The sequence below is a fragment of the Paraburkholderia acidipaludis NBRC 101816 genome, assembly GCF_000684975.1.
In the GTDB taxonomy this organism is placed as follows: Bacteria; Pseudomonadota; Gammaproteobacteria; order Burkholderiales; family Burkholderiaceae; genus Paraburkholderia; species Paraburkholderia acidipaludis.
The window spans coordinates 157,518-169,906 of sequence record NZ_BAXZ01000012.1 but is presented as its reverse complement, the minus strand read 5'-3'; the positions used below and the strand labels follow the sequence as shown (position 1 = coordinate 169,906).

Genomic DNA, 12,389 nt, shown 5'->3' with positions numbered 1-12,389 from the left:
CCGGACGTCGTGCAGAAGGTGATCGATACGTTCGTCGCACATCGCATCGACGGCGAGCGTTTCATCGACACGTACGACCGCATCGGCATCGCGCCCTTCAAGGAGCGCGTGTACGCCTCGCGCCAGCCGGCGCACGCCTGAACCGCACGCAACGAGGATTGACTTTCATGACGCAGATTATCAAGAACCGCGCGATCGTCGAAGACAGCTGGACCGTGGTGCGTGCCGCTGAAGATGGTGCGCTGCCGGACGTCGTCGCGCTGCCCGCGGGCAAGGTTATCGTGCCGCTCGCGCTGTGGCAGGCCCATCGCGACGCACTGGTTGCCTCGCGCAGCAAGGACGAACTGGGCGTATGGCTCGAACCGGACAGCGAACCGGCTGACATCGCCGCGGACTTCGACAGGCTTGCGTTGATCGCGGTGGATTTTCCGGTGTTCCGCGACGGTCGTGGCTATTCCACGGCGCGCCTACTGCGCGAACGCCATGGCTACAAGGGCGAACTGCGCGCGATTGGCGACGTGCTGCGCGACCAGTTGCGCTTCTACGAGCGCTGCGGTTTCGATGCCTACGCGCTGCGCGCCGACAAGGATCTGCACGACGCGCTCAAGGCGTTCACGGAGTTTACGGTGCAGTATCAGGGCGCGTTCGACGAGCCTTCGCCGCTGTTCCGGCGCCGTTTGGCCCAGCAAGGGGCAGCAGCATGAGCGCCGTCGATAGCGTTGTCACGGCCGACTTGCAGGCGAAGATCGAGCGCCTCGACGCGCTGCTCGATTCGATCGCCGCGCGCCACGCCGACGTGAAGCTCGCGAGCAGCCTCGCGGCCGAAGACATGCTGCTCACGCACGCAATCCTCTCGCGCGGCGTGAAGATCGGCATCTTCTCGCTGAACACGGGCCGCCTGCACGCGGAAACGCTCGGCATGATCGACCGGGTGCGCGAGCGCTACGGCTACGAGATCGAGCAATTCCATCCGCAACAGGACGCCGTGGACGAGTACGTCGCCCAGCATGGTCTGAACGCCTTCTACGAAAGCGTCGATCTGCGCAAGCGCTGCTGCGAGATCCGCAAGGTCGAGCCGTTGAACCGCGCGCTTTCGGGCGTTTCGGCCTGGGTGACGGGACAGCGCCGCGAGCAGTCGGTCACGCGCGCGGAGCTGCATGAGGAAGAGCACGACGGCGCGCGCGACATCGCCAAGTTCAACCCGATCGCGGACTGGACCGAAGCGGAAGTGTGGACCTATCTGCGCGCCTTCGACGTGCCCGTGAACCCGCTGCACGCACGCGGCTATCCGAGCATCGGCTGCGAGCCCTGCACGCGCGCCGTGCGCCCCGGCGAGGACAGCCGGGCGGGCCGCTGGTGGTGGGAGTCGCGCGACACGAAGGAATGCGGCCTGCATATCAGCCCGATTTCGGCGATCCCGGTGGTGGAAGTGCAGGCCACGGGGCACGCGAGTTAAAATTGAAAGCTGGCGCGCCGCAGGCTTGATCCCTGCATGCGCGCTGTCGTAGAGCAAGCAAGTCGCACTGCCCTCGCGATTTTCGGCGGCGGTGTGAATCAACGAAGGATCTCAACATGAGCACGACGCTCGAACCTACCGTGAATGCACCGCTTCAAGTGACCGCGAACCGCATGGACCACCTCGACTGGCTCGAAGCCGAGTCGATCCACATCCTGCGCGAACTGGTTGCCGAGTGCAGCAAGCCGGCGCTGCTGTTCTCGGGCGGCAAGGATTCGGTGGTCGTGCTCGCGCTCGCGCTGAAGGCATTCGGCCTCGGCGCCAACCGCAAGACCTCGCTGCCATTCCCGCTCGTGCACATCGACACGGGCCACAACTACGCCGAAGTGATCGACTTCCGCGACCGCCGCGCGGCCGAAATCGGCGCTGAGCTCGTGGTGGGCCACGTCGAGGATTCGATCAAGCGCGGCACCGTGCGTCTGCGCCGCGAAACGGATTCGCGCAACGCCGCCCAGGCTGTCACGCTGCTCGAAACCATCGAGCAATACGGCTACACGGCGATGATCGGCGGTGCGCGCCGCGACGAAGAGAAGGCCCGCGCGAAGGAGCGCATCTTCTCGTTCCGCGACGAATTCGGCCAGTGGGACCCGAAGGCGCAGCGCCCCGAACTCTGGAGCCTCTACAACGCGCGCCTGCACAAGGGCGAGCACCTGCGCGTGTTCCCGATCTCGAACTGGACCGAGCTCGACGTGTGGCAATACATCGAGCGCGAAAAGCTCGAACTGCCGTCGATCTACTACGCGCACCAGCGCGAGATCGTGCGCCGCAACGGCCTGCTCGTGCCGGTCACGCCGCTCACGCCGATGAAGGAAGGCGAAACGAGCGAATCGGCGCTCGTGCGCTTCCGCACGGTGGGCGACATCAGCTGCACGTGCCCCGTGGAAAGCGATGCCGACACCGTCGAGAAGATCATCGCCGAAACGGCCGTGACCGAAATCACGGAGCGCGGCGCGACGCGCATGGACGATCAGACGTCCGAAGCCGCGATGGAACAGCGCAAGAAGCAAGGTTATTTCTAAGAGCACGTTGAGGACAGAGATTCACTATGAGCACTACGCATCAACCTGAAGACCTCGGCGTGCTGCGCTTCATCACGGCGGGCAGCGTGGACGACGGCAAGAGCACGCTGATCGGCCGCCTGCTGTACGACAGCAAGGCGGTGTTGAGCGACCAGCTCTCGGCGCTCTCGCGTGCGAAGAACAAGCGCACGGTGGGCGACGAGATCGACCTCTCGCTCTTGACCGACGGCCTCGAAGCCGAGCGCGAGCAGGGCATCACGATCGACGTGGCGTACCGCTACTTCGCCACGGCCAAGCGCAAGTTCATCATCGCCGACACGCCGGGCCACGAGCAGTACACGCGCAACATGGTCACGGGCGCCTCGACGGCGCACGCCGCGATCATTCTGATCGACCCCACGCGCGTGACGGTCGAGAACGGCGTGACGCAACTGCTGCCGCAGACCAAGCGCCACAGCGCGATCGTCAAGCTGCTCGGCCTGCAGCACGTGATCGTCGCGATCAACAAGATGGACCTCGTCGACTACAGCGAAGCGGTCTTCAACCAGATTCGCGAGGCCTATGTCGAACTCGCGCGCCAGCTTGGTCTCGAAGACGTGCGCTTCGTGCCGGTTTCGGCGCTCAAGGGCGACAACATCGTTTCCGCGAGCGAGCGCATGCCGTGGTACGCGGACGCGCCGCTGCTCGACGTGCTCGAGGCGCTGCCGGTCGAGCAGGCCACGGGCGACGCGCTGCGCTTCCCGGTGCAATGGGTCGCGCGCCAGGACGGTTCGAGCGCCGACGACTTCCGCGGCTACATGGGCCGCGTCGAGGCAGGCGAAGTGAAAGTCGGCGACGCCATTACGGTGCTGCCGGCAGGCCGCAACGCGACGGTCGCCGAAATCATCGCGCCGGTGCCGGGCGGCACGGCGCAGGTGAATCGCGCGTTCGCGGGTCAGACCGTCACGATTCGCCTCACGGAAGACGTGGACGTCTCGCGCGGCGACACCTTCGTGCCGGCAACGGATGCCGCACAGCCCGCGAAGAAGCTCGAAGCGGACCTCTGCTGGTTCGACGAAGAGCCGCTTTCGACGCAGCGCAAGTATCTGCTCAAGCAGACCACGAGCACGGTGTTCGCGAAGATCGGCGCGGTCAAGCAGGTGCTCGACGTGCATACGCTTTCGCACGCCACCGACCGGCACGACCTCGCGATGAACGACATCGGCCGCGTGGCGCTCACGCTGCAAAAGCCGCTGGTCTGCGATCTGTATGATTCGCATCCCGGCACCGGCGCGTTCGTCCTGATCGACGAAGCCACGCACCACACGGTGGCGGCGGGCATGATCCGCGCGTTCTCGGCCTGAGTGAAGCCCCGTGCCGCGCCGCCCGCGTAGCCGGGCGCGGGGCGCGAGCGGCAACAGGATTCAGGAAAGCATATGGGCAAGGTATATCTGATCGGCGCGGGACCAGGCGCTGCGGACCTCATCACGGTACGCGGCGCGCGCCTGCTCGGCGAGGCGGACGTGGTGCTGCACGACGCGCTCGTCGAGCCGGCCATGCTCGACTATGCGCCGAAGCATGCGAAGTTCATCGCGGTCGGCAAGCGCTGCGGGCAACGCTCGACGGCGCAGCACTTCATCAACAAGCAGCTTGTGGACGCGGCGCGCGAGCATGCCGTGGTCGTGCGCCTGAAGGGCGGCGACCCGATGCTGTTTGGCCGCGCCGACGAGGAAATGCGCGCGCTCGAAGCGGCAGGCATCGACTACGAGATCGTGCCCGGCATCACGGCGGCGCTTGCGGGCGCGGCTGCGCTGCACCGCTCGCTCACGCTGCGCGGCGTAGCGCGCAGCGTCGCGCTCGCAACGCACTCGCGCGCGGCCGACTCCGCCGAAATCCGCGAGCAGGTGAAGGCGGATTCACTGGTGTTCTACATGGGCCGCGACAGCGCGCCCGAGATCGCGCGCGAGCTGATCGAAGCGGGACGCGCGGGCGCGACGCCGGTGGCGATCGTCGAGGCGTGCAGCACGGCGCGCGAACGCACGCTCACGCTGACGCTCGCGGAGTTGGCGGCGGGCCGCGCGCAGGATTGGCTCGATGCAACGCAGCCGAGCCTTCTGATGATCGGCGAAGCGTTTGCCGCGCGGGCCGATCAGCAGGGCGCGACGGATGCCGGGTCGGATGAGGCACACCCTACCGGGCGGCGCGCCGCAGCCTGAAACGAAAAAGGGGGCGCCGGACGGCTCCCCCTTCATTTGAGCGCCATTGGCGCTTTCGCATTCCCTCGCGCCGCTCAGTCGCGCAGCACCCCTAAACAGTACTGCACCACCGCGTCGAGCACGCCATCGTCCTCGCCCACTGCGCCCGCGCAGCGCAACCGCGCGCCGGGATGCGCAGCCTGGCAGCGCGCGACGATTTCCGGCAGGTCGCGGCGCACATGGCCGCCCTGACCGAAGAACACCGGTACGACCGTGATCGTCGCGCAGCCTGCGGCGGCCTGCTCCGCGACCGCGGTGGGCAGGTCCGGCGTCATGAGTTCGAGGAAGGCGAGGCTGACCGGGCCCGCGTCGCCGTGCACCGCGGCGAGCTTCGCGGCGAGCCGAGTGAACGGCTCCTGCCAGCGCGCGTCGCGCGCGCCGTGGCCGAAGAGAATCACGCCATGCTTGCCGTTCATCGCCGTCCCCAAGGTCGGTTCGCTAGTGCCGGTCGACCCATTTGAGGCCCACCAGCCCGAGCACGAGATAAATGAGGCCGGGTGTCGCCGCCGTGAGCGGCGCGGGCCACGTATTCAGCGTGCCCATATGCGAGAACAGCGTGTTCAGCAACTGGAAGCTCATGCCGAGCATGATTCCGCCGAACACCTTCACGCCCACCACGCCCGCGCGCGTATGCAGATACGCGAACGGCAGCGAGAGCACGAGCATCACGAACACCGCGAACGGGTAGAGCAGCTTGCGCCAGAGCGCGATGTTGTAGCGCTGCGCGTCCTGATGGTTTTCGTTCAAGTGCTGGATATAGCGGAACAGATTGAACATCGACATATTGTCCGGCGACACGAGCAGAACCGAAAGGATCTGCGGCGTGAGCTCGGAGCGCAGCGAATATTCGGGCGTCGCGGTCTGCACGGCGCGATAGACCGGATTGAGCGCGTCCACGGGCTGGTTCGTCGGCGGCGGCACGCCGACGAGCTCGGTGTCGGTGACGTCCTTGAGCAGCCAGTGGCCCGGCGACTCATAGCGGCCCGATTGCGCGAGCCGCACGTTCGTGAGCCGGAACTGCGAGTCGAATTCGTAGATGCGCACGTCGGTAATGGTCGCGTCGGGCTGCAGCTTGCCGACGTTCACGAAGCGCGTGACCTGCTCGCCGTCCGCGCGCTGGGTGAGCGTGTCCTTCACCCAGACACCCGACTGGAAGTCGCTGGACACCGCCGAACCGAGCGCTTCGAGACGCACGCGCTCCGAGAGCTGGTCCGTGTACGGGCCGATCACTTCGCCAACCACGTAGGTGATGAAGACGAGCGGCACGCCGATCTTGAGCAGCGACCACAGCGCTTCGCGCGTGGCGAGGCCCGAGACGCGGAAGATCGTGTACTCGGAATTGGCGGCCATCTGCGCGAACACGTAGATCGAGCTGATGAGCGCCGCGACCGGGATGATTTCGTAGAAGCGCGAAGGCGTCTGCAGCGCGACGCGCAGCACGGCATAGCTGAACTTGTAGTTGCCGTGGCCCACCGAATTCAGCTCGTTGATCAGGTCGAAGAAGAAGAACAGACCCGAGAACGCGAACAGGATGAAGATGAAGGTCACGTAGACCTGGCGCGCGAAATACTTTTCGTAGATGCGCATCGCTCAGCTCCCCTGCGACGCGCGCTGGAACGTCGCGCGGGTGAAGAGCGGCCGGTTGCGCACGCGTATCCAGAAGATGAACACGACGAGCGCGAACACGACGATGTGCAGGGCGACGAGGCCGACGGCGAACGACATCTTGCCCTGCTCGATCTGCGACTGCACGACGTTCAGCAGATTCGAATAGGTGAGGTAGATCAGCACGGCCATGACGAGGTTGATGGTGCGCCCACGCCGCGGATTCTGATAGGCGAGCGGAATGGCGAGCAGCATCAGGTTGAGCGCGATGAGCGGCAGGCCGCAGCGCCAGGCGAGTTCGCCGAGATTGTCGTTGGTCGGATGGCGCAGCAGGCCCAGCGTGGAGGTGGTGCTGGCCGTGGGCACCGAGACCACGGGCTGGCTCTGGATCTTCACGCCGTAGCGCTGGAATTCCATGATGCGGAAATCCGGCTGGCCCGGCTGCCCGTCGTAGCGGCGGCCGTTCTCCAGCACGACGAAGCGGTCGCCGCCCTTCATGGTTTCGGTGTGGCCCGTCTTCGAGACGATCACGCTGACCTTGCCGTTGTCCGTGCTCGTGACGAACACGTTTTGCACGTGCGACTGGTCGGCCGTCATGCTCTGGATGAAGAACACGCGGTGCGTGGTGGGCGACTCGCGGAACTGGCCGGGCGCCAGCAGCGACACTTCATCGCGCTGCTGGAAGCGCGCGCGGATCAGCTTGCTCTGCGCATTCGACCACGGCCAGCCGATGAACGCGAAGAACACGATCAGCGCGAAGATAGGCGCCGTGAAGAGGGCGATCGGCTTGATGAGGCGCGTGAGGCTCACCCCGGAGGCAAGCCAGACCACCATTTCGGAGTCCTTGTACCAGCGCGTGAGCACGAACAGGATCGACACGAACAGGGTGACGATGAGCATCACGGCCATGTAGCCGATCACGGTCAGCCCGATCAGGACGAGCACGTCCCGCGGGTCGACCTGGCCCGAGGCGGCAAAACCGACGATGCGGATCATCATCGTCGTCAGCATGATCGTGAGCAGAACCATGAACACGGCGCCGGCCGTGTACGCGAGTTCGCGCTGCAGGGAACGTTCGAAGATCATTCTTGATGAGTGGGGCGGGGAGCCCGTACCGGACGCCGCGTAGCTCGCGCATCCGACCAGGAGCCGCCGCGGGAAAAATAGCGGATAATTGCGGCTTTCATCCTAAGCCCAGATTTTATCCGAGGACAAGCGCGATGGACTTTAGCATAAAAGCCTGTGACTGGAGCAAAGGCGGGGACGGCGCGTCCCTGACCGGCAAGTCGGATTGCATCGTGGTCGGCGTGTTCGAGGCCCAGACCTTGTCCGGCGCCGCGTTCGCGATCGACAACGCCATCGGCGGCACGATCGCGCGCGTCGTCAAGGCCGGCGACATCGACGGCAAGGCCGGTTCCGCGCTGTTTCTGCCGGAAGTGACGGGTATCGGCGCCTCGCGCGTGCTGCTGGTCGGCCTCGGCAAGCAGGACGCCTTCGGCCAGAAGGCCTACGGCGAAGCCGTCAAGGCCGCCTGGCGCGCCATCCTCGGCACGAAAATCGCCCAGATCACGTTCACGCTCGCGCAACTGCCCATCAAGGAGCGTTCGAGCGACTGGGCCGTGCGCGCCGCCATTCTGGCGCTGCGCGGCGAGATCTACCGCTTCACGCAGATGAAGAGCAAGCCGGACACCGCGGCCCGCGCGCTCAAACGCACCGTCTTCAGCGTCGACGCCGGCGACGAGAAGGCCGCCAAGCTCGCCGCGAAGCAGGCCACCGCGATCGCCAACGGCATGGACCTCACGCGCGACCTCGGCAACCTGCCCGGCAACGTTTGTACGCCCACCTACCTCGCCGCCACCGCGAAGAAGCTCGCGCGCGACTGGAAGTTGAAGGTCGAGGTGCTGGGCCAGCGCCAGATCGAGGCGCTCAAGATGGGCTCGTTCCTTTCGGTGACGAAGGGTTCGGTCGAGCCGCCGCAGTTCATCGTGCTGCACTATCAGGGCGCGCCCGCCAAGGCTGCGCCGGTGGTGCTGGTGGGCAAGGGCATCACGTTCGACACGGGCGGCATCTCGCTCAAGCCCGGCGAGGGCATGGACGAAATGAAGTACGACATGTGCGGCGCGGGCTCGGTGCTGGGCACGCTGCGTGCTGTCGCCGAGATGGGCCTGAAGCTCAACGTGATCGGTATCATCCCCACCTGCGAGAACATGCCTGCCGGCAACGCGACCAAGCCGGGCGACATCGTCACGACGATGGCGGGCCTGACCGTGGAGGTGCTCAACACCGACGCCGAAGGGCGCCTGATCCTCTGCGACGCGCTCACCTACGCCGAGCGCTTCAAGCCGGCCGCCGTGGTCGACATCGCGACGCTCACGGGCGCGTGCATCATCGCGCTCGGCCACCACAACAGCGGCCTGTTCTCGACGGACGATGCGCTGGCGGGCGAACTGCTCGACGCCTCGCGCGAAGCGAGCGACCCGGCCTGGCGTCTGCCGCTCGACGAAGAGTACCAGGAGCAGCTGAAGTCGAATTTCGCCGACCTCGCCAATATCGGCGGGCGTCCGGCGGGCAGCGTGACGGCGGCGTGCTTCCTGTCGCGCTTCACGGAAAGCTATCCGTGGGCCCACCTCGACATCGCCGGCACCGCCTGGAAGAGCGGTGCGGCGAAGGGCGCGACGGGCCGCCCGGTGCCGCTTCTCTCGCAGTTCCTGATCGACCGGGCCGCGGACGGTCGCTCTGGCCAATGACGCAAGCGGTAGCGGGCACGGTTCTGGCTCACGCGTGGAGCGGGCGATGACGCGCATCGACTTTCATACGAACGTCGGCGATTCGCTTGCATACGCGTGCCGGCTCGTGCGCAAGGCGTACCTGGCAGGCGAGCAGGCGGTCGTGCTGGCGGAGCCTGCGCGCCTGCGTGCCTTCGACGCGATGCTGTGGACCTTTTCGGCGCTCGACTTCGTGCCGCACTGCATGGCCGAGAGCCCGCTCGCCGCGGGCACGCCTGTCGTGCTGGCAGCGGACCTCGAGCGGGCCCCGCATCACCGCGTGCTGCTCAATCTCGGCGCGGCGGTGCCGGCGCAATTCGCGCGCTTCGAGCGTCTGCTGGAAGTGGTCGGCGATGCGCCGGACGAACTCGCGTCTGGCCGCGAGCGCTATCGCTATTACCGCGATCGCGGCTACGCGCTGAACAACTACAAGCCCGGCGGCTAAGGCCGCGCGGGCTTTCCCGATCGACGGAGGTTCTCATGTCGGACGTTCATGACATCAACGACGCCTCGATTCCGCTCTTGACGGATACCCTCGTGCCCGGCAATCCGCTGCGTGCTGTCACGCCGCTGGCGCAGACCTTCGCAGCGGAGGCCCCGGCGGCCGTACCGGCGCCGGCCGCCGAAGACGGCCTGTTCGCACACGACGCCGACGCGCTCGTCGAGCGCCTGCGCGGGCGCTGCCTGACCTGGCTCACCGGCGAAGGCCGCAACGTGATCGAGGCGCGCTGCAACGCCGCCTTGCAGGAACACACGCATTGGCTCGTGGGCCATGTGTCGCGCGAGATCGGCCTCGCGCTCGAAACGGAGCTCAAGGGCTGGGTGCGGGCCGCTGTGCGCGAGGAACTGGCGGCGCGCTCGGGGGTTCCGCCCGAGTCGGGCGGCGGCTGATCCGCCACGCCCGGGCGCAATGCGAGCGAAGCGAGCCCGCGGGCTTTACTTCAGCGTGAGGATCCAGCGCGCGAGCGTTGCCGCCTGAGCGGGACTGAGCTGCGTGTTGGCGGGCATGGGCACGGTGCCCCACACGCCGTTGCTGCCTTCCATGATCTTGTGCACGAGATAGGTTGGCGCGTCGGGCTTCGACGCGTACTTCGACGCCACGTCGCGCAACGCCGGCCCCATGAAAGCGCGGTTCACCGAATGGCAGCTCATGCAGTTCTGCTGCTGCGCGAGGGCGAGGCCCGTTGGCGCGGGCTGGGCCGCCGGGGCCGCTTGTGCCATTTGAGGTGCTGTTTGCGCGATCTGGGTAGCCGGTTCCGGTTGCCCCGCCAGCCCGTTCTGGGCGCAGGCCGTCCCCGCGGCGAGCGCCAGCGGGAGTGCGGCGGCGAGCGTCGCTGTTATCTTTTTCGCTTGCGACTTCTGGTTCATGCTGGTCTCCGCCAGCGTGAGCGCCGGCTGCTGTAGTGTGGTCGCATTATAAAAGCAAAGGGCGCACGATTTTCCGTGCGCCCTGAATCACACCGCAGATTACGGTTACGGCTGTAATCGTCGATCAGCCCGTCACCGCGCCCTCGTTCGCCGGCCGCGCGAGGGCCGCGTACTTGGCCATCACGCCGCGCGTGTAACGCGGCGCGGGCTGCCGCCAGGCGGCGCGGCGGCGCGCGAGCTCGGCTTCGTCCACGTTCAGCTGCAGGAGCAGCTTGTGAGCGTCGATGGTGATCGAATCGCCTTCCTGCACGAGCGCGATGAGACCGCCTTCGAACGCCTCCGGCGCGACGTGCCCCACCACCATGCCCCAGGTGCCGCCCGAGAAGCGGCCGTCGGTGATGAGGCCGACCGATTCGCCGAGCCCCTTGCCGATGATGGCCGAGGTTGGCGCGAGCATCTCCGGCATGCCCGGCCCGCCCTTCGGACCGAGGTAGCGCAGCACGACCACGTCGCCGGCCTGGATCTTGTCCGCGAGGATGGCTTCCAGCGCGCTCTGTTCATCGTCGAACACGCGGGCCGGGCCGGTGATGACGGGATTCTTCAGGCCCGTGATCTTGGCGACGGCGCCCTCTGTCGCGAGATTGCCCTTGAGGATCGCGAGGTGGCCCGCGTTGTACAGCGCCTGTTCGATGGGGAAGATCACCTTCTGGTCCGCACGCGGCTTCGAGGGTACGTCCTTCAGTTCTTCCGCGATCGTCTTGCCCGTGATGGTCATGCAGTCGCCGTGCAACAGGCCCGCGTCGAGCAGGATCCTGAGCACCTGGGGAATGCCGCCGGCGTCGTGCAGGTCGGTTGCGACATACTGGCCCGAGGGTTTCAGGTCGCAGATCACGGGCACTTTCTTGCGCATGCGCTCGAAGTCGTCGATGGTCCAGTCGATCTCGGCGGCGTGCGCGATGGCGAGGTAGTGCAGCACGGCGTTGGTCGAGCCGCCCGTGGCCATGATGAGCGCCACGGCGTTTTCGATCGACTGCTTCGTGATGATGTCGCGCGGCTTGAGATCCTTCTTGACGGCTTCAACGAGCACGCGTGCCGACTCCGCCGCCGAGTCGACCTTTTCCTGATCGGGGTTGGCCATCGTCGACGAATACAGGAGCGACATGCCGAGCGCCTCGAACGACGAACTCATCGTATTCGCCGTGTACATGCCGCCGCACGATCCCGTGGAGGGACATGCGTTTTTCTCGACCCCTTCGAAGTCCTCTTCGGACATGCGGCCGGCCGTGAACTCGCCGACCGCCTCGAACGCCGAGACGATGGTGAGATCCTTGCCCTTCCAGTGGCCCGGACGGATCGTGCCGCCGTACACATAAATGCCCGGCACGTTCATGCGCGCGAGCGCCATCATGCCGCCCGGCATGTTCTTGTCGCAGCCGCCGATCACCACCACGCCGTCCATCCACTGGCCCTGCACGCAGGTCTCGATGCAGTCGGCGATCACTTCGCGCGAGACGAGCGAGTACTTCATGCCCTCGGTGCCCATCGACATGCCGTCCGAGATCGTCGGCGTGCCGAAGGTCTGCGGATTCGCGTCCGCGCCCTTCACGGCCGCGACGGCGGCATCGGCGAGGCGCTGCAGGCCCGCGTTGCAGGGCGTGATGGTGGAGTGGCCGTTGGCGATGCCGATCATCGGCTTGTCGAAGTCGGCCTTCTCGTAGCCGAGCGCGTAATACATCGAACGGTTCGGCGAACGGGCGACGCCTTGCGTGATGTGCTTCGAACGACGGTTGTAGGGCATGGGGACCTCCTTGGGGCGGTGTCTCGAATGCCGGCTTTAACGGTGGGTTTCTGGTGTCCTCGCGAGGACGCGCCGGCCTGTCTG

The 12,389-nt window shown here is 66.4% G+C and carries 13 protein-coding genes; 8 read left to right on the top strand and 5 right to left on the bottom strand.

The features are described from left to right. Positions 1-167: 167 nt before the first annotated feature. The 5 genes from BAC01S_RS15850 (at position 168) to cobA (ending at position 4,730) form a co-directional block, all read left to right on the top strand. Positions 168-704, top strand: a complete 537-nt coding sequence (locus tag BAC01S_RS15850; protein ID WP_027795656.1) for a DUF934 domain-containing protein — start codon at positions 168-170, stop codon at positions 702-704. Beyond that, entirely contained in the window at positions 701-1,456 is a 756-nt protein-coding gene (locus tag BAC01S_RS15845; protein WP_027795655.1) for a phosphoadenylyl-sulfate reductase, read from the top strand. Before BAC01S_RS15850 ends, BAC01S_RS15845 begins: the two co-directional genes overlap by 4 nt. Before the next feature lie 116 nt (positions 1,457-1,572). After that, positions 1,573-2,535: a sulfate adenylyltransferase subunit CysD gene (gene cysD / locus BAC01S_RS15840; protein ID WP_027795654.1), complete on the top strand. Its 963-nt coding sequence runs from the start codon at positions 1,573-1,575 to the stop codon at positions 2,533-2,535. A 26-nt stretch (positions 2,536-2,561) separates the two neighbouring features. Continuing rightward, positions 2,562-3,878 carry a sulfate adenylyltransferase subunit 1 gene (locus BAC01S_RS15835; RefSeq protein ID WP_027795653.1) on the top strand — a complete coding sequence of 439 codons (1,317 nt, stop codon included), beginning with the start codon at positions 2,562-2,564 and terminating at the stop codon, positions 3,876-3,878. Positions 3,879-3,950: 72 nt separating this feature from the next. Beyond that, on the top strand, positions 3,951-4,730 hold the full coding sequence (gene cobA, locus BAC01S_RS15830) for a uroporphyrinogen-III C-methyltransferase (RefSeq protein WP_027795652.1): 780 nt from the start codon (positions 3,951-3,953) through the stop codon (positions 4,728-4,730). A gap of 74 nt (positions 4,731-4,804) precedes the next feature. Here cobA and BAC01S_RS15825 read toward each other — a convergent pair whose 3' ends face one another. From BAC01S_RS15825 to lptF, 3 genes are read right to left on the bottom strand one after another with little or no spacing between them, the layout of a single operon-like run. Continuing rightward, complete coding sequence (locus BAC01S_RS15825; protein WP_043202407.1) at positions 4,805-5,185, bottom strand: sirohydrochlorin chelatase; 381 nt, start codon at positions 5,183-5,185, stop codon at positions 4,805-4,807. 22 nt (positions 5,186-5,207) lie between these two features. After that, positions 5,208-6,356, bottom strand: coding sequence for an LPS export ABC transporter permease LptG (gene lptG / locus BAC01S_RS15820; RefSeq protein WP_027795650.1), 1,149 nt, complete (start codon positions 6,354-6,356; stop codon positions 5,208-5,210). 3 nt (positions 6,357-6,359) lie between these two features. Further along, on the bottom strand, positions 6,360-7,460 hold the full coding sequence (lptF, locus tag BAC01S_RS15815) for an LPS export ABC transporter permease LptF (protein ID WP_027795649.1): 1,101 nt from the start codon (positions 7,458-7,460) through the stop codon (positions 6,360-6,362). Between the two features lie 134 nt (positions 7,461-7,594). Here lptF and BAC01S_RS15810 point away from each other — a divergent pair, with 134 nt between their 5' ends. Genes BAC01S_RS15810 through BAC01S_RS31435 form a run of 3 tightly spaced genes read left to right on the top strand, consistent with a single transcriptional unit; the run spans position 7,595 to position 10,030 of the window. Further along, positions 7,595-9,121, top strand: coding sequence for a leucyl aminopeptidase (locus tag BAC01S_RS15810; RefSeq protein ID WP_027795648.1), 1,527 nt, complete (start codon positions 7,595-7,597; stop codon positions 9,119-9,121). 46 nt (positions 9,122-9,167) lie between these two features. Next, on the top strand, positions 9,168-9,584 hold the full coding sequence (locus BAC01S_RS15805; RefSeq protein WP_027795647.1) for a DNA polymerase III subunit chi: 417 nt from the start codon (positions 9,168-9,170) through the stop codon (positions 9,582-9,584). A gap of 35 nt (positions 9,585-9,619) precedes the next feature. Further along, positions 9,620-10,030 carry a DUF2486 family protein gene (locus BAC01S_RS31435; protein WP_052408755.1) on the top strand — a complete coding sequence of 137 codons (411 nt, stop codon included), beginning with the start codon at positions 9,620-9,622 and terminating at the stop codon, positions 10,028-10,030. Positions 10,031-10,075: 45 nt separating this feature from the next. Here BAC01S_RS31435 and BAC01S_RS15795 read toward each other — a convergent pair whose 3' ends face one another. Together BAC01S_RS15795 and ilvD are read right to left on the bottom strand one after the other, a co-directional pair. Beyond that, on the bottom strand, positions 10,076-10,360 hold the full coding sequence (locus BAC01S_RS15795; RefSeq protein ID WP_043202431.1) for a c-type cytochrome: 285 nt from the start codon (positions 10,358-10,360) through the stop codon (positions 10,076-10,078). Positions 10,361-10,631: 271 nt separating this feature from the next. Continuing rightward, the gene (gene ilvD / locus BAC01S_RS15790) at positions 10,632-12,305 is read right to left on the bottom strand and encodes a dihydroxy-acid dehydratase (RefSeq protein WP_027795645.1); all 1,674 of its coding nucleotides are present in this window, start codon (positions 12,303-12,305) and stop codon (positions 10,632-10,634) included. Positions 12,306-12,389: the final 84 nt, after the last annotated feature.